The organism is Neisseria sp. KEM232, from assembly GCF_002237445.1.
GTDB lineage: Bacteria > Pseudomonadota > Gammaproteobacteria > Burkholderiales > Neisseriaceae > Neisseria.
Genome location: NZ_CP022527.1, coordinates 1151217 through 1171480, shown reverse-complemented (window position 1 = coordinate 1171480; position 20264 = coordinate 1151217). Strand labels below are relative to the sequence as shown.

General features: G+C 60.8%; 20 protein-coding genes and 1 pseudogene. 9 read left to right on the top strand and 12 right to left on the bottom strand.

What is annotated here, in order from left to right; all coding sequences use genetic code 11:
- Window positions 1-78 precede the first annotated feature (78 nt).
- Entirely contained in the window at window positions 79-966 is an 888-nt protein-coding gene (gene prmA / locus CGZ77_RS05765; protein WP_009425458.1) for a 50S ribosomal protein L11 methyltransferase, read from the bottom strand.
- 85 nt (window positions 967-1051) lie between these two features.
- Entirely contained in the window at window positions 1052-1771 is a 720-nt protein-coding gene (locus tag CGZ77_RS05760) for a 16S rRNA (uracil(1498)-N(3))-methyltransferase (protein ID WP_009425459.1), read from the bottom strand.
- Between the two features lie 134 nt (window positions 1772-1905).
- On the opposite strand from CGZ77_RS05760, the gene CGZ77_RS05755 reads away from it, so the two are divergent.
- Window positions 1906-2694, top strand: a complete 789-nt coding sequence (locus CGZ77_RS05755; RefSeq protein WP_009425460.1) for an inositol monophosphatase family protein — start codon at window positions 1906-1908, stop codon at window positions 2692-2694.
- Between the two features lie 304 nt (window positions 2695-2998).
- A complete protein-coding gene (locus CGZ77_RS05750) occupies window positions 2999-3283 on the top strand; it encodes a hypothetical protein (RefSeq protein WP_009425461.1) in 285 nt (94 codons plus the stop codon).
- A gap of 155 nt (window positions 3284-3438) precedes the next feature.
- On the opposite strand, the pseudogene ppk1 reads toward CGZ77_RS05750, so the two are convergent.
- A pseudogene (ppk1, locus tag CGZ77_RS05745) lies at window positions 3439-5511 on the bottom strand (polyphosphate kinase 1); the annotation flags it as partial.
- A gap of 244 nt (window positions 5512-5755) precedes the next feature.
- Between ppk1 and CGZ77_RS05740 the strand changes: the two are divergent.
- Window positions 5756-6139 carry a hypothetical protein gene (locus CGZ77_RS05740; RefSeq protein ID WP_036495645.1) on the top strand — a complete coding sequence of 128 codons (384 nt, stop codon included), beginning with the start codon at window positions 5756-5758 and terminating at the stop codon, window positions 6137-6139.
- A gap of 152 nt (window positions 6140-6291) precedes the next feature.
- On the opposite strand, the gene CGZ77_RS05735 is transcribed toward CGZ77_RS05740, so the two are convergent.
- Together CGZ77_RS05735 and CGZ77_RS05730 are read right to left on the bottom strand one after the other, a co-directional pair.
- A complete protein-coding gene (locus tag CGZ77_RS05735; protein ID WP_009425466.1) occupies window positions 6292-6567 on the bottom strand; it encodes an oxidative damage protection protein in 276 nt (91 codons plus the stop codon).
- An 84-nt stretch (window positions 6568-6651) separates the two neighbouring features.
- A complete protein-coding gene (locus CGZ77_RS05730) occupies window positions 6652-7542 on the bottom strand; it encodes a LysR family transcriptional regulator (protein WP_009425467.1) in 891 nt (296 codons plus the stop codon).
- Between the two features lie 119 nt (window positions 7543-7661).
- Here CGZ77_RS05730 and CGZ77_RS05725 point away from each other — a divergent pair, with 119 nt between their 5' ends.
- Both CGZ77_RS05725 and CGZ77_RS05720 read left to right on the top strand, forming a co-directional pair.
- The gene (locus CGZ77_RS05725; RefSeq protein ID WP_009425468.1) at window positions 7662-8060 is read left to right on the top strand and encodes a DoxX family protein; all 399 of its coding nucleotides are present in this window, start codon (window positions 7662-7664) and stop codon (window positions 8058-8060) included.
- An 11-nt stretch (window positions 8061-8071) separates the two neighbouring features.
- Window positions 8072-8677 (top strand): nitroreductase family protein, encoded by a 606-nt coding sequence (locus tag CGZ77_RS05720; RefSeq protein WP_009425469.1) that lies wholly within the window; start codon window positions 8072-8074, stop codon window positions 8675-8677.
- Window positions 8678-8872: 195 nt separating this feature from the next.
- On the opposite strand, the gene CGZ77_RS05715 is transcribed toward CGZ77_RS05720, so the two are convergent.
- Window positions 8873-9763: a tyrosine-type recombinase/integrase gene (locus CGZ77_RS05715; protein WP_009425471.1), complete on the bottom strand. Its 891-nt coding sequence runs from the start codon at window positions 9761-9763 to the stop codon at window positions 8873-8875.
- A gap of 137 nt (window positions 9764-9900) precedes the next feature.
- Between CGZ77_RS05715 and CGZ77_RS05710 the strand changes: the two genes are divergently transcribed.
- Window positions 9901-10233: a zinc ribbon domain-containing protein YjdM gene (locus tag CGZ77_RS05710; protein WP_009425473.1), complete on the top strand. Its 333-nt coding sequence runs from the start codon at window positions 9901-9903 to the stop codon at window positions 10231-10233.
- Between the two features lie 98 nt (window positions 10234-10331).
- Here the strand turns inward: CGZ77_RS05710 and msrAB are convergent, their stop codons facing one another.
- Entirely contained in the window at window positions 10332-11891 is a 1560-nt protein-coding gene (msrAB, locus tag CGZ77_RS05705) for a bifunctional peptide-methionine (S)-S-oxide reductase MsrA/peptide-methionine (R)-S-oxide reductase MsrB (RefSeq protein ID WP_094031022.1), read from the bottom strand.
- A 165-nt stretch (window positions 11892-12056) separates the two neighbouring features.
- Between msrAB and CGZ77_RS05700 the strand changes: the two genes are divergently transcribed.
- Complete coding sequence (locus tag CGZ77_RS05700) at window positions 12057-14327, top strand: Tex family protein (protein WP_009425476.1); 2271 nt, start codon at window positions 12057-12059, stop codon at window positions 14325-14327.
- Window positions 14328-14406: 79 nt separating this feature from the next.
- On the top strand, window positions 14407-14826 hold the full coding sequence (locus tag CGZ77_RS05695; protein ID WP_009425477.1) for a S24 family peptidase: 420 nt from the start codon (window positions 14407-14409) through the stop codon (window positions 14824-14826).
- Between the two features lie 76 nt (window positions 14827-14902).
- On the opposite strand, the gene ruvC is transcribed toward CGZ77_RS05695, so the two are convergent.
- From ruvC to prfB, 4 genes are all read right to left on the bottom strand, one after another.
- Window positions 14903-15442: a crossover junction endodeoxyribonuclease RuvC gene (gene ruvC, locus CGZ77_RS05690; RefSeq protein ID WP_094031021.1), complete on the bottom strand. Its 540-nt coding sequence runs from the start codon at window positions 15440-15442 to the stop codon at window positions 14903-14905.
- A complete protein-coding gene (locus tag CGZ77_RS05685; RefSeq protein ID WP_009425479.1) occupies window positions 15439-15738 on the bottom strand; it encodes a GIY-YIG nuclease family protein in 300 nt (99 codons plus the stop codon). The genes ruvC and CGZ77_RS05685 overlap by 4 nt, the downstream gene beginning before the upstream one ends.
- 76 nt (window positions 15739-15814) lie before the next feature.
- On the bottom strand, window positions 15815-16246 hold the full coding sequence (locus tag CGZ77_RS05680) for a hypothetical protein (protein ID WP_083479433.1): 432 nt from the start codon (window positions 16244-16246) through the stop codon (window positions 15815-15817).
- Between the two features lie 229 nt (window positions 16247-16475).
- Entirely contained in the window at window positions 16476-17579 is a 1104-nt protein-coding gene (gene prfB / locus CGZ77_RS05675) for a peptide chain release factor 2 (protein ID WP_009425481.1), read from the bottom strand.
- A gap of 149 nt (window positions 17580-17728) precedes the next feature.
- Between prfB and lpxB the strand changes: the two genes are divergently transcribed.
- Window positions 17729-18886: a lipid-A-disaccharide synthase gene (lpxB, locus tag CGZ77_RS05670; RefSeq protein WP_094031020.1), complete on the top strand. Its 1158-nt coding sequence runs from the start codon at window positions 17729-17731 to the stop codon at window positions 18884-18886.
- A gap of 165 nt (window positions 18887-19051) precedes the next feature.
- On the opposite strand, the gene CGZ77_RS05665 is transcribed toward lpxB, so the two are convergent.
- Window positions 19052-20230: a phosphoglycerate kinase gene (locus CGZ77_RS05665; protein WP_094031019.1), complete on the bottom strand. Its 1179-nt coding sequence runs from the start codon at window positions 20228-20230 to the stop codon at window positions 19052-19054.
- Window positions 20231-20264 lie beyond the last annotated feature (34 nt).

The window sequence follows — 20264 nt, the reverse complement described above, 5'->3', positions numbered from 1 at the left end:
CTTAAAGAGGCCGTCTGAAAGCCCGCAAAAGGGTTTTCAGACGGCCTCTTCGGTTGGACGGGCGGTATTGCCGCCGTGTCAGCGTTTCACGCCGCTCAGACGTGCCCAGCCTTCGTCGGCGGCAACGGGATCAATGTCGAACCAGCGGCCGTAGATTTCCGACAATTCCTGCGCCTGGTCGGCCAAAAGTCCCGAAAGGACGATGCGGCCGCCGCTTTTGGTGCGGGCGGCGAGCATTTCGCCGAGCATACGCAGCGGGTTGGCGAGAATGTTGGCGACGACGACGTCGTATTGTCCCTGCGGCAGTTCGTCGGGCAGATAGAAGCGCGCCGCCGTGTTGTTTTGTTCGGCGTTGGCTTTGGCGGCGGCAACGGCCTGCGGGTCGATATCCACGCCGTCGGCGGCGCGTGCGCCGAGTTTGAGGGCGGCGATGGCGAGGATGCCCGAGCCGCAGCCGTAGTCCAACACGCTTTCGCCGCCTTTCAGTTCGGTATCCAGCCATTGCAGGCACAGGCGGGTGGTGGGGTGGCTGCCCGTGCCGAAGGCCAGGCCGGGGTCGAGTTGCAGGTTGACGGCGCCGCTGTCGGGCGCGTCGTGCCACGAGGGCGTAATCCACAGGCGCTCGGAGATTTTGATGGGGTCGAACTGCGCCTGCGTCAGCCGCACCCAGTCCTGTTCGGGCAGAAGTTCGGTGCGGTAGGGCGGCGCGGGTATGTCGAGCGAGGCGGCGGCAGCAGCCACAACGGCGGCCACATCGTCGTTTTCGGCAAACAGCGCCAGCACTTTGCTGTTTTGCCAAACCTGTTCGGCGGGCATGCCCGGTTCGCCGAAAATGGCCTGCTCTTCGTCCGTGCCCGCGTAGGCGTCTTCGATGGCGGCGGAGAGCGCGCCGTGCGCCATCAGCGCGTCGGACAGGGGTTCGGCGATCAGTTCGTTAACGATAAAGGTGGTTTGCTGGTAGGACATGGTCGGGCTTTCAATCGGGGTTGGGATGGAGAGGCCGTCTGAAAAGGCAAAACGGTGTTTCAGACGGCCTCAAACAAGGAAAATCTCAAAAATCGCCCCACAGCGTCTGCATCGCGGCGAGGGCGGCGACGGGGGCGGTTTCGGTACGCAGCACGCGGCGGCCGAGGGTGACGGCGGCGAAGCCTGCGGCGGCGGCGGCGGCGGCTTCCTGTTCTGTCCAGCCGCCTTCTGGGCCGACGGCAAGGATGGCGTGCCGTGTCGGCGGCAGAGTGCGCAGACCGGTGCCGTTGCGCGGGCTCATCAGCAGGCGGGTGCCGCCTGCGGGCAGCAGCGCGAGCGCCTGCGTGAAAGGCAGCAGCGGGCGGATGGCGGGAACGGTGTCGCGCCCGCTCTGCTCGCAGGCGGCCACGGCGATTTCCTGCCAGCGCGCCACCCGCTTGGCCGCACGTTCGCCATCGAGCCGCGCCACCGAGCGGGTGCTGACAACGGGGAAAATTTCGTTCACGCCCAATTCGACGCTTTTCTGAATGATGAAGTCCATCTTCTCGCCCGCCGACACGGCCTGAACCAGCGTGACCGACAGCGGCGATTCGCTTTCAGACGGCCTCTCGGCCAGAATCCGCGCATCCGCTTCGCGTTTGCCGATGTGTTCGAGCACGGCCGGATAAGCAAAGCCGCCGCCGTTGAACAAAACGATTTCCTCGCCCGCGCGGCAGCGCAAAACGTGCAGATGGCGCACCACGGCGGGCGGCAGGGAAACGGCCGCGCCCTCGGTGAGGGCGGCATCGACAAAGAAGCGGGGCATAATCGGTAAAAATCGGTTAATATAGCCCGCAATTATACAATACAGGTGCGGCGCGCAATGCATAGCGCGCGCCGCCGCGCAGACAGGCCGTCTGAAAACTTTCGGGCGGCCTGTACGGATAAAGGACGGCAATCGTGTTGCAAGAATTACAAACGCTGGTGAAACACATCGCGCACACCGAAGTGATGCCGCGCTTTCTCACGTCGGCCGCAAGCGAGAAGGCCGACGGCAGCATTCTGTCGGAAGCCGATCTGGCGGCGCAGGCCGCTTTTTCAGACGGCCTGCGGCAGATTGCCGGCTGCCCGATGCTCGGCGAGGAAATGGCCGAACAGGCGCAGCGCGACTTGTGGCTGCACAACCACGACGCGCTGTGGGTGGTCGACCCGATAGACGGCACCACCAATTTCGTCAACGGCTTCCCCCACTTCGCCCTCTCCGCCGCCCTGCTGCGGCAGGGCAGACCCGAAATCGGCGTTATCTACAACCCCGTGTCCGACGAATGCTTTTACGCGCAGGCCGGGCAGGGCGCGTTTCTCAACGGCCGCCGCCTGCCGCTGGCGCTGCGCGAAAAAAAACTCCACCGTGCCATCGCCGGCGTGGAAATCAAATACCTGCGTTCGGGCAAACTCTCCAGCCGCATGAGCACCCTCTCGCCGGTGGGCAGCATCCGCAGCATGGGCAGCAGCACGCTCGACTGGTGCTATCTCGCCGCCGGACGCATGGACGTGTACGTCCACGGCGGCCAGAAACTGTGGGACTACGCGGCAGGCTCGCTGATTTTCAGCGAAGCAGGCGGCTGCCTCGCCACACTCGAAGGCGACGATTTTTGGAGCGGAGAACACGTTTTCCAGCGATCGGTCATTGCCGCCGTCAGCCCGCAGCTGTTCGATCCGTGGCTCAAATGGATACGCAGCAACCAGTAGGCCTGCAAACCCCCGCCTTCGTTAAAATAAAAAAGAATTGCATACGTCGGCTCAAGCCCTTATAATGCGCTCCATCAATCGGGTCTAATCCCTGCCCGGTTGGTGTTTTTCTATGACGTTTTCCCATAATGTATTTGGCCGCTCGCTCCCTGAGCGGCATTTTTTTTGTCTGTTTTTCAGATGGGTTGTACCGTTTGTTTGAAAAATATGCCACTTATCGGAAAAACGGTCTATAATGGCATCGCCTCAACGGTCGGACACAGGCCGCAGGCATCAGACAAAAACAAATACTACGGGGTAAAACATGAAAAAACTATTCGCACTGCTGCGCGCGGAATGGCGTGCGGCCTTCGATCCGAAAAGCATCGTGCTGCGCGACTACGGCGATTTGAAAGCGCACGCCAAATCGCTGAAACTGCTGAGCGCCGAAGAGCGCGAAACGCTGCTGGAATTTGTGACTCAGGCGGAAATCGGCCGCCAAACGGGGCGCTACACCGCCGCCCGCTACGGCATTACCGTCGGCGAGGCCATCGAGCACCAGCATATGATGGACGACATCGAATCGTCGGTTGCATCGTTTGTGATGTGACGGAATACGGAAAGGCCGTCTGAAAGCCCGAATCGGGGTTTCAGACGGCCTTTTGCCGTGTGCCGCCGCCATCGGCATCCCTGTGGCGGGGCGGGGTTCAAAAGCGTCAGGCCGTCTGAAACCTTGCTTTCAGACGGCCTCAAAGCGCCTGCGGTTCAGCTGCCGTATTCCTGCCACAGGGTTTCTTGCAGGCTGCGCGCTTCTTCGGCGGCTTCGGCGCGGACGTAGCTGCCGTCGGGCTGCATGATCCAGGCTTGGCAGGTGTCTTCCAATGCCAGCGTCAGCCCTTCGCGGATCACGCGCGCTTTGAGTTGCGCATCTTCAATCGGGGTACAGGTTTCGATGCGGCGGAAGAAGTTGCGTCCCATCCAGTCGGCGCTGGAAATGTAGGTGTCTTCCGCGCCGCCGTTGTAGAAATAATAGACGCGGGCGTGTTCGAGCTGGCGGCCGATGATGGAGCGCACGCGGATGTTGTCCGACAGGCCGGGCACCTGCGGGCGCAGGGCGCACATGCCGCGCACGATCAGGTCGATCTGCACGCCCGCCGCGCCGGCTTCGTAGAGGGCGTCGATGATGCCGGTTTCGATGAGCGAATTGAGTTTGGCGACGATGCGGGCGGGGCGTCCGGCTTTGGCGTGCTCCGTTTCGCGACGGATGCCTTCGAGCAGCATTTTGTGCAGGGTGAAGGGGCTTTGGTAGAGGGTGTTCAGACGGCCGGGCTGGCCGAGGCCGGTGATTTCCATGAAGATGGTGTTGACGTCGGCGGTGATGTTTTCGTCGGCGGTGATGAGGCCGAAGTCGGTGTAGATGCGCGAGGTGCCCTGGTGGTAGTTGCCCGTACCGAGGTGGGCGTAGCGTTTCAGACGGCCTTCTTCGCGGCGGATGACGAGTGCCATTTTGGCGTGGACTTTGTAGCCGAATACGCCGTAAACGACGTGCGCGCCCGCGTCTTCGAGGCGCTGCGCCCAGTTGACGTTGTTGGCTTCGTCGAAACGCGCCATCAGTTCGACGACGACGGTCACCTGTTTGCCCGCCAGCGCGGCGTTCATCAGGGCTTTGGCCAGCTCGGAAGTCGTGCCGGTGCGGTAAATCGTCATTTTGACGGCGACGACGTCGGGATCGGCGGCGGCTTCGCGGATGAGGCGGACGACGGGTTCGAAGGATTGGTAGGGATGGTGCAGCAGGATGTCCTGCCGCGCGGCCGCATCGAGTATCGAGCGGTCTTTTTTCAGCGGCGCGGGCACGCTGCCGGTGCGCGGGGCGAATTTGAGGTCTGGACGGCCGACCATGTCGGGCACGGCCATCAGGCGCACGAGGTTGACGGGGCCTTCTACCTGATAGAGGTCGGCGGGTGTGAGGCGGAAATGGCCGAGCAGGAATTCGCACAGCTGCGGCGGACAGGTGTCGGCCACTTCGAGGCGCACACCGACGCCGTATTCGCGGTCGTGCAGCTCGCTTTGGATGGCGGCGCGCAGGTTGGTGAGGTCTTCTTCGTCGACGGTGAGATCGCTGTCGCGTGTGAGGCGGAACTGGTGGCAGCCTTTCACTTCCATGCCGGGGAAAAGCAGGTAGACGTATTCGTGCAGGATGGACGACAAAAAGACGAAGCCCTCGTCTCCGCCGCAGATTTCGGCGGGCAGTTTTACCACGCGCGGCAGGATGCGCGGGGCTTGGACGATGGCCATGCCCGAGGAGCGGCCGAAGGCGTCGCGGCCTTCGAGTTCTACGGCGAAATTGAGCGATTTGTTCAGCGGGCGCGGGAAGGGGTGCGAGGGGTCGAGGCCGACGGGGGTAAGTATCGGCCACAGTTCGCGGTCGAAATAGCTTTTAATCCACGCGCGCTGTTCGGCCGTCCAGTTGCGGCGGCGATAGAAATGGATGCCGGCCTGTCCGAGCGCGGGTTGCAGTTCTTTGTTGAACACGGCGTATTGTTCGGCAATCAGGCGGTGCGCTTCTTCAGAGGCGGCGGCCATGGTTTCGGCGGACGTCAGGCCGCTGTCGAGCAGGCGGGCGGGGTTGCGTTTGTGTTCGCGCCGCAGCCAGGCCATGCGTACTTCGAAAAATTCGTCGAGGTTGGACGAGACGATGCACAAAAACCGCAGCCGCTCCAACAGCGGCACGCGCACGTCCTGCGCCTGTGCCAGAACGCGGCGGTTGAAGGCGAGCAGGCTCAGTTCGCGGCAGAGAAAGCGGTCGGATCGGGGCATGGCGGTCTCCTTTTTGTCTGTTGTCGTTCTGTTCGGATTTTTCGGGAAAACGGCGGCGGCGCACCGTTTTCAGAGGCTGTCAGTATAAGTCGCGCGGCGGTGTTTTGCCAGCGGGAGGCCGTCTGAAACGGGCTTCGGGGCGTATGCCGTTTGTTTGAAAGTATGACATACGTCAAACATTCTTTTTCGCTGCATGATTTACAATAGCCATTTTTTGCGGACGCAAGGCGTCCTTTAAAAAACCATTCCAAATAAGGAGATGTCGATGAGCATCAAACACGAAATACGGGATAACGAAATTTTTGTCTTCGGCTCGAACAAGGCCGGCAAACACGGCTTGGGTCCCGCCCTTACCGCGCGGATGAAATACGGCGCGGAAATGGGGCAGGGCTTCGGTTTGCAGGGGCAGTCGCTGGCGATACCGGTGAAGGACGAGCAGCTCAAGCTGCTGCCGCTGGAAGAAATCCAAAGCTATGTCGATCTGTTTGTCGAGTTTGCCAAAACCAATTTCGACAAACGCTTTTTCGTGACGCCCGTGGGCACGGCGCTGGGCGAATACGGCGCGGCCGATATCGCGCCGCTGTTTAAAAACGTTTCCGACAACTGCCGCCTGCCGCCGGAATGGGAAGAAATCATCAAGGGGCTGTGAGGCCGTCTGAAAAAGCACAGTGGTGCAACAGGCCGTCTGAAAACGCATTTGCGGGTTTTCAGACGGCCTCTTTGTATGGCAGGATGCCTGCAAAAGGAAGGGAAGAAGGTTACAGGCCGTCTGAAAACGGAGTTTCAGACGGCCTGTAAGGTTTATTGCGGCTCTTGCGGCACATAGCCTGCGACGGAATCGGCGCCGTCGCCGAAGAAGTAGTTTTCCATCTGCTGCGCCAGATATTCGCGCGCGCGCGGGTCGGCGAGGCTGAGGCGGTTTTCGTTGATGAGCATGGTTTGGTGGCGCGTCCAGGCCATCCATGCTTCCTGGGAGACGTTTTCAAAAATGCGTTTGCCCAATTCGTTGGGCAGCGGCGGGAATTTCATGCCTTCGGCTTCTTTGCCGAGTTTCACGCAGTGAACCATGCGGGTCATTTTCTTTCCTTTTTTACGGGTTTCAAACGCGCGGATTCTAGCCCACGGGCGGGGTTTTGTATAGGAAGGGCGGCGGCGGGCGTTTCAGACGGCCTGATCGGTTTTTTCGCACAGAAAATCGATAAAGCTGCGGACTTTGGCACTGAGGAAGGTGCGGTCGGGGTAGGCGGCGTAAAGGGTGGCGGAGAAGATGTGCCAGTCGGGCAGCAGGCGGATCAGGCGGCCGTTTTCGAGGTCGCGGCGCGCCGTCCATTCGGGCAGATAGCCCAGGCCGCAGCCGGCAAGAACCATTTGCCGCGTCATTTGGGTGTTGTCGCTGCGCACGGCGGCTTCGGGGCGCAGGGTATGGCGTTCGCGGCCGCGGCTGACGGTGAGGCTGTCGACGTCGGTGTAGGCGGGCAGCACGAAGGGATGGGCGGCGGCTTCCTGCGGCGTGGCGGGGGTGCCGTATTCGGCGAGGTGTTCGGGTGCGGCGGCGAGGTAGAAGGGGATTTCGGCCAGCGGGCGGACAATCAGGCCGGGCGGCAGGCCGTCTGAACTGACGCGCAGGGCAAGGTCTATGCCTTCGGCGATGAGGTCGGCCTTGCGGTTGTCGAGTATCAGATCGAAGGTAACCTGCGGGTAGCGGCGGCGGTATTCGGCGAGCCAGCCGCAGAACATGGCGTTGGCAAACCACATGGGCATGGTGATTTTGAGCCGCCCCTGCGGGGTTTCGGCGCTGCCGGCGGCGCGTTCGGCGGCGGTGTCGAGCGTGTCGAGGGCTTCTCCTGCGCGGCGGTAGTAGTCTTCGCCCGCTTCGGTGAGGTTCAGGCTGCGGCTGCTGCGTTGCAGGAGCTTGGCGCGGACGTGGCGCTCGAGATGGGAAACGTGTTTGCTGGCCATGGCGGTGGAGATGCCGAGTTTGTCGGCGGCGCGGGTGAAGCTGCGTTGGCGGACGACTTCGCAGAAAACGCGCAGGCTCAAAAGGGTGTCCATGGTTTCTTTTGGGGAAAGGTTGCGTCAACGGCGCGAGTATATATTCCCGCTTATGCTTTATCTATAATGCCGGCCTTGCATTGCTTTTATTTATTACACACACATCAAGGAGTTTGACCATGAATGCTTTAAACCGTTTCGCTCCCGCCGTGCTGTCGCTGCTGCGCATTGCTTCGGCCTATATGTTTATCCTGCACGGCACCGCCAAGTTTTTCTCTTTCCCCGTATCGATGGGCGGCGGCGCGCCGTCGGGCATTTATCTGGTAGCGGCAATTTTGGAAGTGGGCGGCGGCCTGCTGCTGCTTTTGGGCTTGCTGACCCGTCCGGTGGCCTTTATTCTCTCTGGCCAGATGGCGGTGGCCTATTTTATGGCGCACGCCGCTGAAAGCCCGCTGTTCCCGATTGCCAACGGCGGCGAGTCGGCCGCGCTGTTCAGCTTCCTGTTTCTCTATTTTGCCGCAGCGGGCGGCGGTGCGTGGTCGCTGGACAATCTTTTGTGCAAATCCCGTTCCCAATAAGGAGTCCGAATATGTCTTACCAAGCCCTGCAACAGGCGGCCGAAGCGCGCCGCTCGGTGTACGCGCTGAACAAAAACCTGCCGCTGCCTGCGGGCGAAGTGGCGGCGATCGTCGAGCATGCGGTGCGCCACATGCCTTCGTCTTTCAATTCGCAGTCCACCCGCGTGGTGGTGCTGTTCGGCGCCGAGCATGAAAAGCTGTGGCAGTTTGCCGAAGACGCGCTGCGCGCCGTCGTGCCCGCCGAGTCTTTCGAGCCGACGGCGCAGAAGCTGGCGATGTTCAAAGCCGCTGCCGGTTCGGTACTGTTTTTTGAAGACCAGGACGTGGTAAAAGGCTTGCAGGAAAAATTCCCGCTTTATGCCGACAATTTCCCCGTGTGGGCGGAACACGCCGACGCCATGCACCAATACGCGGTGTGGACGACGCTGGCCGCCGCCGGCATCGGCGCCAACCTGCAACACTACAACCCGCTGATTGATGCTGCCGTCGCCCGCGAATGGAACATCCCCGCTTCGTGGACGCTGCGCGCGCAGCTGGTGTTCGGCGGCATCGCTGCGCCGGCGGGCGACAAAACTTTTGCGCCGCTGGATGGGCGCTTTAAGGTGTTTGGCGCGTAACGGCGTTTGCCTGACACGAAGAGGCCGTCTGAAAACCCTGAATCGGGGTTTTCAGACGGCCTCTTTGTATTTTCCGTGCGGCAGACGAAAAACGGCGCAGCGCCTGCCCGTTTTCAGGCGGCCTGAGAAGTAACGCGGGCGGTTTGAGGCCGTCTGAAAGCAAAATCCGCTTTCAGACGGTCTTTTCCTGACGGCTTATTTTTTCCGCTTCGCCCTCGGGTGCGCCGCGTCGTATACCTTGGCCATATGGTCGAAATCAAGCTTGGTGTAAATCTGTGTTGCCGACAGGCTGCTGTGGCCGAGCAGCTCCTGCACGGCGCGGATGTCGCCGGCCGACTGCAACAGATGGCTGGCGTAGCTGTGGCGCAGCATGTGCGGGCTGATGTGCTGCGGGCTGCCGCCTACTGCCGCCCAGTCGCGCAGGCGGTTTTGCATTTGGCGGATGCCCAGACGGCGGCCGTGGCGGTTGGTGAAGAGGGCGGTTTCGCCTACGGCGGCGGCGCGCTGCGGCAGGTAGGCGGCGAGGGCGGCGGCGCTTTTGCCGGTGAGCGGCACCTGGCGGTGTTTGCCGCCTTTGCCGCGCACGGCCACCCAGCCTTCTTCCAACAGCACGTCGGCCAAGTCCAAACCATGCGCTTCGGCCACGCGCAGGCCGCTGCCGTAGAGCAGCTCGAACAAGGCCAAATCGCGGGCGGCGCAGGCATGGCCGGCGTCGGCGGCGCGGTCGAGCAGGGCGTTGAGCGGTTCGGCGTCGACCGCTTTGGGCAGCAGCTGCGGCGCTTTGGGTGCTTTCAGACGGCCTGCGGGGTTGGCATCGAGCAGGCCGAGGCGCACGAGATATTCGGCAAACTGCCGCCAGGCCGACAGTTGGCGCGCCATGCTGCGCTCGCCCAAGCCCTGCTGCGACAGTTTTTTCAGCGCGGCGGCAAAGTCGGCGCGGCCGACGGTGTTTCCGTGGCGCGGCATGATGTCGGCCAGTTTGTCGAGGTCGCGGCGGTAGGCGGCGATGGTGTGCGGCGATTTGCGCTGTTGGCGCAGGGCGTCGAGATAGGCGGCGCGGTGCGACAGGAATTCTTCGGGAGTCATGGGCGGCGGAGTAGGGGAGAAACGGCGGCAGGGTAGCAAGCGCGGCGGCGGCGGGCAAGGGAGGCCGTCTGAAAGGAATGGTCGGATACGGTTGGCGGTTTTGCTGTATATTGCCGGCTTTTTTTGAAGGAAACACAATGACTCTGCCCGCCTGTCCGCAATGCGGTTCCGAATACACTTATGAAGACGGCGCCAATCTGGTCTGTCCCGAATGCGCCCACGAATGGGATCCGCAGGAAACAGCCGCCGCCGAGGCCGATGCCGAAGTTAAAGATGCCAACGGCGCGGTGTTGCAAAACGGGGATATGGTGGTATTGGTGAAGGATTTGAAAGTCAAAGGCAGTTCGATGGTGATTAAGCAGGGCACCAAGGTGAAAAACATCCGTTTGCAGGAGGGAGATCACAATATCGGCTGCAAAATCGACGGCAGCGCGATGAATTTGAAATCGGAGTTTGTGAAGAAAGCCTGACGGCGGTTTGCACCGACACAAACGGCAAAGGCCGTCTGAAAACCTGATTTGGGTTTTCAGACGGCCTTTTTGCTTTCAGACGGCCTGAACGGACGGCCTTAACGCGCCAGATGTTTCAAATGCCCGTAGCCTGCCGCGTCCATCTCTTCCAACGGAATGAATTTCAGGCTGGCGCCGTTGATGCAGTAGCGCAGGCCGCCTTTGTCTTTGGGGCCGTCGGGGAACACGTGTCCCAAGTGCGAGTCGGCAGCGCGGCTGCGCACTTCGGTACGCACCATGTTGTAACTCAAATCGTTGTGCTCGGTTACAGCGGCAGCTTCGATGGGCTTGGTAAAGCTCGGCCAGCCGCAATGGGAGTTGTATTTGTCGGCGGAGGCAAACAGAGGTTCGCCGCTGACGATGTCCACATAGATGCCGGGTTTGAACAGGTGGTCGTATTCGTGGCTGAACGCATATTCGGTGGCCGCGTGCTGGGTTACTTCGTATTGCTCGCGGGTAAGCGTGCGCTTGAGTTCGGCATCGCTGGGCTTGCGGTAGGTGGCGGCGTTAAAGCCTTTGCCTTGCGGCGCGGCTTTGCCCGGCAGCGGCTCGTCGGCCTTACGGATGTCGATGTGGCAGTAGCCGTTGGGGTTTTTAATCAGGTAGTCCTGATGGTATTCCTCGGCATCGTAGAAGTTTTGCAGCGGCCGGTTTTCTACCACGATGGGCTGGCTGTATTTTTTCTGCTCGCGCGTGAGGGCTTGCTCAATCACGGCTTTTTCGGCCGGGTCGGTGTAGTACACACCGGTGCGGTATTGGATGCCGCGGTCGTTGCCCTGTTTGTTGAGGCTGGTGGGGTCGATAACGCGGAAGTAGTATTGCAGGATGTCGTCGAGGCTCAATTTGTCGGCATCGTAGGTTACTTTTACCGTTTCGGCGTGGCCGCTGTTGTTGATTACATCTTGATAATTTGGGTTTTTCGTGTTGCCGTTGGCGTAACCCGATACGGCGTCGGCCACGCCGTCGATGCGTTGGAAATAGGCTTCCAAGCCCCAGAAGCAGCCGCCGGCCAGATAGATGGTTTTGGTATTCATGGGTTTCACTTTCGCTTTGTCTTGGGTGTTGAACTGTGTTTTCAGACGGCCTAAGTCGGCCTCGGGGTTGTCGATGAGCGCGAGCGCTTGGGCTTCGTTGATGCTGCCTTTGACGATGCGGGCGACATTGCCGCTTTTGTCGAGCACCGCCCACGAGGGGTACACGCCGATATTGAGGCTTTTGGCGATGGTGCCGCCGTTGTCGGCGACCACGGGCAGCTTGGGATAATTGAGGCCGGCATACCATTTTTGAAAGTCGCCGTCTTTTTTCTCGCCGAGAAAACCGGGCGAGGCCACGGTAATCAGGTTGGCCGATTGGAAACGTTTGTCCTGCGCCCATTTTTCGGTGTGGCCGAGCTCCGACAAACACAGCGGACACCAGCTCGCCCAAAATTTAATCAGCGTGGGCTTGTTTTTCGCCAGCAGGCGCGGAGCGGGTCGGCCGTGCGAATCTTTGAGCTGCGAGAGCATCTGCGGCACGGGCGCGGCTTCGGCCGTTTGCGCGTGCGTCAGAAAAAACGCCAAAGCCGCCGCCGCTGCGCCCAACAGCAGCACGGGCAGCCGGAAGGATGTTCGTTTTTGCATGGTCGTACTCCTTTTTCACGGTTCGGATAGGCATTAGACGCGCAGCAGCGGCAAACCTTACAGAATTTCCGCGCCGCCGTAAAAAAAATTTTCAGACGGCCTTTTCGGGCGCGGAAAGCCTGCCGCTATAATCCCGCCCTTTGCATTGATCAAGAGATTCCCACTATGAACATCACCGCCACCCTCGCCGCCGAACTTTCCGCCACTGCCGACCAAATCGAAGCCGCCGTTGCCCTGCTGGACGACGGCGCGACCGTGCCCTTTATCGCCCGCTACCGTAAGGAAGCCACGGGCAGCTTGGACGACACGCAGCTTCGCACCCTTGCCGAGCGTTTGCAGTATCTGCGCGAATTGGAAGAGCGCCGCGCCGCCGTGCTCAAATCCATTGAAGAACAGGGCAAACTCACGCCCGATTTGCAGGCGCAGATTGAAGCCGCCGACAACAAAACCGCGCTGGAAGATTTGTATCTGCCCTACAAACCCAAACGCCGCACCAAGGCGCAAACCGCGCGCGAACACGGTTTGCAGCCGCTGGCGGATTTGCTGTTAAACGAGCAGCCGCAAGACGTAGAAGCCGCTGCCTCGCCCTTTGTCAGCGAAAACGTATCCGACACCAAAGCCGCGCTGGACGGCGCGCGCGCGATTCTGATGGAGCAGTTTGCCGAAGACGCGGAACTCATCGGCACGCTGCGCGACAAGCTGTGGAACGAAGCCGAAATCCACGCGCAGGTTGTCGCGGGCGAAGAAGAAAAAGGCGAGAAATTCAAAGACTATTTTGACCACCGCGAAGCCGTGCGCGCCATGCCCAGCCACCGCGCGCTGGCGGTTTTGCGCGGGCGCAACGAAGGCGTGTTGAACATCGCGCTCAAATATCAAGCCGACGACACGCCGATTACCCAAGCGAGCGAATACGAGCAGCTGATTACCGCGCAGTTTGCCGTTTCAGACGGCCACAAATGGCTGCGCGACACCGTGCGCCTGACTTGGCGCGCAAAGATTTTTCTGTCATTAGAACTCGAAGCCTTAGGCCGTCTGAAAGAAGCCGCCGACCATGACGCGATTACCGTATTCTCCCGCAATCTCAAAGACTTGCTGCTGGCCGCGCCGGCCGGCCGCCTGCCCACGCTTGGCTTAGACCCCGGCTACCGCAACGGCGTGAAATGCGCGGTGGTCGATGATACGGGCAAACTTTTGGATACCGCCATCGTCTATTTGCACCAAGAAAACAATCTATTAGCCACGCTCTCACGCCTGATTAAGGTGCACGGCGTGAAGCTCATCGCCATCGGCAACGGCACCGCCAGCCGCGAAACCGACAAACTTGCGGGCGAACTGGTGCGCGGTTTGCCCGAGATGGGGCTGCACAAAATCGTCGTCTCCGAAGCGGGTGCGTCCATCTACTCCGCCTCCGAGCTTGCCGCCCGCGAGTTCCCCGAGCTTGATGTCGCCCTGCGCGGCGCGGTATCCATCGCCCGCCGCCTGCAAGATCCGCTGGCCGAACTCGTGAAAATCGACCCCAAATCCATCGGCGTCGGCCAGTACCAGCACGATGTGAACCAAGCCCAGCTTGCCAAATCGCTCGATGCCGTGGTGGAAGACTGCGTGAACGCCGTGGGCGTGGACGTGAACACCGCCTCCGCGCCGCTGCTCGCCCGCATTTCGGGGCTGAACGCCACGCTGGCGCAAAACATCGTTGCCTACCGCGACGAAAACGGCGCGTTCGACAGCCGCAAAAAACTGCTCAAAGTGCCGCGCCTCGGCGAAAAAACCTTCGAGCAGGCGGCGGGATTTTTGCGCATCAACGGCGGCAAAGAGCCGCTGGACGCATCCGCCGTGCACCCCGAAGCCTATCCCGTCGTCGCCAAAATGCTGGCGCAACAAGGCATTACCGCCGCCGAGCTCATCGGCAACCGCGAAAAAATCAAACACATCCGCGCCGCCGATTTCACCGACGAGCGCTTCGGCCTGCCCACCATTTTGGACATTTTGGCAGAATTGGAAAAACCCGGCCGCGACCCGCGCGGCGAGTTTCAGACGGCCTATTTCGCCGAAGGTATCCACGAAATCAAAGATTTAGAAATCGGCATGATTTTAGAAGGCGTGGTCTCCAACGTCGCCAACTTCGGCGCATTTGTGGACATCGGCGTGCACCAAGACGGCCTCGTCCACATCTCCGCCCTGTCAAACAAATTCGTGCAAGACCCGCGCGAAGTGGTCAAAGCCGGCGACGTGGTGAAAGTGAAAGTGCTGGAAGTGGACGTGCCGCGCAAACGCATCGCGCTGACCATGCGCCTTTCAGACGACCCCGCATCAAGCGCAGCAGGCAAAAGGCCGTCTGAAAACCCGCGCAACCGCAAAGGCAGCCAACGCAACACCGACAACAAAGCTCCGCAAAACAGCGCAATGGCCGATGCGTTTGCCAAGTTGAAGCGGTAAGGCAGTCTGAAAGCATAACAAAGCAGCCTGAGATTCACTTTCAAGCTGCCGCTCCCACAATCCCTGAAAGACAAACCCCATGAAAACACCTGATTTCATCCCTTCCAACCTGCTCACCGACACCCCGCCCGGCACAGCCATACAGCCTGAAAAAAGCACCGCTACTCCGCCGCTTTTGTTCAGTCGTGAGCTGATGGACGAGTTGGGTATTGATAAAAACCACTGCGGCATATTCAGCGTGCACGGCGAAGCCATGAAGCCGACGCTGGACGGGCGTTGCGAATTGCTGGTTGATTTCTCCGATAACAAACTTACCGACGGCGGCATCTACGCCCTGCAAATCGGCAGCCGCTCCCTTGTCCGCCGCGTAAAACTGCTGCTGCGCCAAATCATCCTGGCTTGCGACAACCCCGAATATCCCGACATCACTATCGAAGGCGAAGACCTTAACCGCCTGAAAGTTGTCGGCCGCGTGCGCTATATCGGGCGGCGGATTTGAATGAATATGGCAAAAGGCCGTCTGAAACCTTTTCAGACGGCCTTTTGTTATCTGTCGGCACAGCGGCGGGGCGGGTTCAGCGGAAGCGGCCGCCTTTGATTTGCAGGCCGTCGGGGTTGAGGCGGGCGGCGAGGGGGTTGTTGCGCAGGGCGTGGGTGAGGGCGGCGGCGAGGCCGTCGGCGGCGTCGGCCTGGGGTGTGCCGGAGAGGCGCAGCATGCGTATGACCATGTGCTGAACCTGCTCTTTGGCGGCTTTGCCCTGGCCGACGACGGCCTGTTTGATTTGCAGGGCGGTGTATTCGTAGACGGGCAGGCCGCGGATGACGAGGGCGGCGACGGCCGCGCCGCGCGCCTGGCCGAGCATAAGGGTGGAGGCGGGGTTGGCGTTGACGAACACTTTTTCGACGGCGGCCTGCTGCGGGCGGTATTGTTCGATGATTTGGCCGATGTTTTCGACGATGATGCCGATGCGTCCGGCCAATTCGTCGCCGGGGATGGTTTTGATGCAGCCTGAGGCGACATAGTGATGTTCGCGGCCGACGATGTCGATGATGCCGAAGCCGGTGGTGCGGCTGCCGGGGTCGATGCCGAGGATGCGCAGGGGTTGGTCGGTCATGCGGTGGTTTCCGTGTCGGGGAGCGGGGCGGCGTGTTGCCAGAGTGCGGTTTTTTCGGCTTTGCCCAGGCGTTTGATTTGCGCTTCGCGTTTTTGCGCCGCGCTTTTGGTGAGGCCGCTGTCGGTGAGGCGCATTTGTTGCGGTTTGTGCATGCGGGTGTAGCGGGCGCCGCGTCCGTTGCGGTGGGCGGCAAAGCGTGCGGCGGGGCGGTTGCTGATGCCGCAGTAGAGCGAGCCGTTGCCGCAGAGGATGAGGTAGACGCTCCATGCGGTGTCGGGCGGGGCGGTGTCGGTCATGGGAGGCCGTCTGAAAGTTTGGATTCGGTGCAAAGGCCGTCTGAAAGCTTCAGACGGCCTTTCGGTACAGTTTCGTTTATTTGATGCGGTTGACGGGCAGGGGGACGATGTTGCCGTCGGTGAGGGCAAACCACCAGTAGCCGGTGCGGCCCGCTTCAGTGGCATGGTCGACGCGGCAGAAGGCGAAGGCTTTGTTGTTGATGCAGCCGAAGTGGTGCGGTTGCCAGCTTGCGGGCAGGTGTTTTTTCCATTTTTCAACGTCTCCTTTGGCGGAGGTGGCGAGGCGGCAGTCGCCCGTGCCCCGGCAGACGGGCTGCCATTGGCCGCCCGCTTCGCGGCCGTTCATGATCCATTGTTTGCCGTTGAGGGCAAACTGCATCTGCATGGGGGTGGGGTTTTCGTTTTGGTCGAGCAGGACGTATTCGCCCTGGTCGGCTGCGGAAAGGGGGGCGGCGGCCAGTTGCGCGGCGGCGGTGAGTGCCAGCAGGGGCAGAAGAAGTTTTTTCATCGGGTTTCCTTTCTGTATCGGATGGGTGGCAAAGGCCGTCTGAAAGTCCGAAATGCTTTTCAGACGGCCTCGGGTGTGTTGACATTCGGCTTGCGGCGGTGTTTTTGGCAAAAAATACCCGCCTGCCGTGTCAAAAATGCTCGCAAGGTGCCCAACCTTGCTGTGCTTTTTTCCTTGCATTCGGGCATTTTTTACTCAAAAAACCGTCCCGCAAAACACACCCTGAAGATTACACGCCTTGTTTCAGGCTGGCTTCGATAAAGCCGTCCAAATCGCCGTCGAGCACGGCTTTGGTGTTGCCGACTTCGTGCCCGGTGCGCAGGTCTTTGATGCGCGAGGAGTCGAGCACGTAGGAGCGGATTTGGCTGCCCCAGCCGACATCGGATTTGCCTTCTTCGAGCGCCTGTTTTTCTTCGTTGCGCTTGCGCATTTCCAACTCGAACAGTTTGGAGCGCAGCATTTCCATCACGATGCGGCGGTTTTCGTGCTGCGAGCGGCTGGATTGCGATTGGACGACGATGCCGGTGGGAATGTGGGTGATGCGCACGGCGGAGTCGGTTTTGTTGATGTGCTGTCCGCCCGCGCCCGATGCGCGGTAGGTGTCGGTGCGCAAATCGGCGGGGTTGATTTCGACTTCGAAGCTGTCGTCCACTTCGGGATAGACGAAGACGGAGGCAAAGGAGGTGTGGCGTTTGTTGTTGGAATCGAAGGGCGAGTAGCGCACGAGGCGGTGCACGCCGGTTTCGGTGCGCAGCAAACCATAGGCGTATTCGCCTTCGAGGCGGAGGGTGGCGTTGTTGATGCCGGCGATTTCGCCGTCGTCCTGCTCGATCACTTCCACTTTGAAGCCTTTGCGCTCGGCATAGCGGGTGTACATGCGAAGCAGCATGCCCGCCCAGTCTTCGGCTTCGGTGCCGCCTGCGCCTGCGGTGATGTCCACGAAGCAGTTGTTGGGGTCGGCGGGTTGGTTGAACATGCGTTTGAATTCGAGGCCGGCCATTTGTTTTTCGAGTTCGGCCACGTCGTTTTCGATGGCGGCAAAGCCGTCGGCGTCGTTTTCTTCGACGGCCATTTCAATCAGCATGCGGTTGTCGTCGATGCCCGAGGCGATGCCGTCGAGGGTGAGCACCACGCCTTCGAGGATTTTGCGCTCTTTTCCGATTTCCTGCGCGCGTTTGGGGTCGTTCCACAGATCGGGGTCTTCGGAGAGGCCGACCACTTCTTCCAGGCGGTCTTTTTTGCCCTGGTAGTCCAGATAGTCGCGGATGTCGGCGCTGCGCTGTTCGAGGTCGTCGAGCTGGTTGTTGAGCTGGTTGATGCGTTCGGCTTCCATAATGCTTCTGCTTGTTGAATAAGGGGCGCATTTTAAAGGATTCGCCCGTTTTCCGCCATTTGAGGCCGTCTGAAAGGGTTTCAGACGGCCTCAAAGCATGTTTTCCAGTACAATGCCGCGCTTTACAAAAACAAAACCTTTCCAAACACATGACTGCCCCCTCCCCCCTTATTGCCCTGTGCGCGGGCGAAGCCTCCGGCGATCTGCTCGGCGCGCACCTGATCGAAGCGATACGCGCCCGCTGCCCGCAGGCGCGGTTCACCGGCATCGGCGGCGCGCGCATGGCCAAGCTCGGCTTCGAGAGCCTTTACGATCAGGAAAAACTCGCCGTGCGCGGCTTTGCCGAAGTGGTGAAACGCCTGCCCGAAATCCTGAAAATCCGCAAAGGTTTGACCGCCGACATGCTGCGCCTGCGCCCCGACGTGTTCGTCGGCATCGACGCGCCCGATTTCAACCTAGCCGTGGAAGGCCGTCTGAAAGCGGCGGGCATCGCCACCGTGCATTACGTCAGCCCCTCCGTGTGGGCGTGGCGGCGCGAGCGGGTAAACAGCATCGTCAAACAGGCCAACCGCGTGCTGTGTCTCTTCCCGATGGAACCGCAGCTCTACCGCGACGCGGGCGGGCGGGCGGAATTTGTCGGCCACCCGATGGCGCAGACCCTGCCGCTGCAAGCCGACCGCGCCGCCGCCCGTGCCAAAATGAAGCTCGACCCGCAAACGCCCGTTTTCGCCCTGCTGCCCGGCAGCCGCGTCAGCGAAATCGACTACATGGCGCCCGTCTTTTTTCAGACGGCCGCCCTCGTTCTGCAACGCCTGCCCGCCGCCCGCTTCCTGCTGCCCGTCGCCACCCACGCCACCCGCGTGCGCCTGATGGAAATCTTAGCCAAAGACGCCTACAAACGCCTGCCGATCCAACTGATGACCACCCACACCGACCTGGCCTGCACCGCCGCCGACGCCGTGCTCGTCACCAGCGGCACGGCTACATTGGAAGTCGCCCTGTGCAAGCGGCCGATGGTCATCAGCTACAAAATCTCGCCGCTCACCTACGCCTATGTGAAGCGCAAAATCAAAGTGCCGCACGTCGGCCTGCCCAACATCCTGCTCGGACGCGAAGCCGTGCCCGAGCTGTTGCAGGGCAAAGCCAAACCCGCGCTTTTGGCCGACGCGCTGATCAAGTGGTACGAATCGCCCGAAGCCGTCGCCGCGCTGGAAAACGACTTCCGCGAACTGCACCTCACCCTACGCAAAGACACCGCCGCGCTGGCGGCGCAAAACGTGCTGGAAGAAGCAGACGTGGCAATCTGAGACGCACAAAAAGGCCGTCTGAAAACCCGAAACAGGGCTTTCAGACGGCCTTTTCATGTCTGCCGCACCAACGGTTTTCCAAGCGCCGCGCAAACGGCAAAACGGCGGTTTGCCCGTTCTCAGACGGCCATTTTGTACAAAGGCCGTCTGAGAACGTTTCCAACCTTACGCGTCGCGTTTTTCCAGCGCGGCCACGGCGGGCAGCTCTTTGCCTTCCAAAAATTCGAGGAACGCGCCGCCGCCGGTGGAGATGTAGCCGATGCGCTCGGTTACGCCGAATTTGGCGATGGCCGCCAGTGTGTCGCCGCCGCCGGCGATGGAGAAGCCGCTGCTTTGGGCAACGGCATCGGCCAGTGCTTTGGTGCCGCCTGCAAATTGGTCAAACTCAAACACGCCTACCGGCCCGTTCCACACGATGGTGCCTGCCTGTTGCAGCAGCGCGGAGAGTTCGGCGGCGGATTTCGGGCCGATGTCGAGAATCATGTCGTCGGCCGCCACATCGTCGATGTTTTTGACGGTTGCTTCCGCGTCGGCGGCAAATTCTTTGGCCACCACCACGTCCACCGGCAGGGGCACGCTGCCGCCTTTGGCCGCCATTTTCGCCATGATTTTTTTCGATTCTTCCACCAAATCGTGCTCGGCCAGCGATTTGCCGATGGGTTTGCCCGAAGCGAACAGGAAGGTGTTGGCGATGCCGCCGCCCACGATAAGCTGGTCAACCTTGTCGGCCAGCGAGTCGAGAATAGTGAGTTTGGTGGAAACCTTGCTGCCGGCAACCACGGCGGCCATCGGGCGGGCAGGGTTTTTCAAGGCCTTGCCCAGCGCATCGAGTTCGCCCGCCATCAATACGCCCGCGCAGGCAAGCGGCGCGGCTGTGGCTACGGCTTCGGTGGAAGCTTGGGCGCGGTGCGCCGTGCCGAATGCGTCGTTCACAAAAATATCGCACAAAGCGGCATAGGCTTTGCCCAATCCGGCATCGTTTTTCTTTTCGCCTTTGTTGACGCGCACGTTTTGCAGCATCGCCACTTCGCCCGCCTGCAAAACGGGTTTGTTTTCGCGCCAGTCGTTGAACACTTTGATTTCTTTGCCCAACAGCGCGCCCAGATGCGCGGCCACGGGGGCAACATCGTCTTCGGGGTGGAATTCGCCTTCGGTGGGGCGGCCGAGGTGGGTCATCACGATAACCGCCGCGCCGTTGTCGAGGCAGTAGCGGATGGAAGCGAGCGAGGCGCGGATGCGCGTGTCGTCGCTGATTTTGCCGTCTTTAAACGGTACGTTCATGTCGGCGCGGATAAGTACGGTTTTGCCGGAAACGTTTTGGTCGGTGAGTTTCAAAAATGCCATGATGGGATTCCTTGCGTAGTCGGATGAAGCAAAA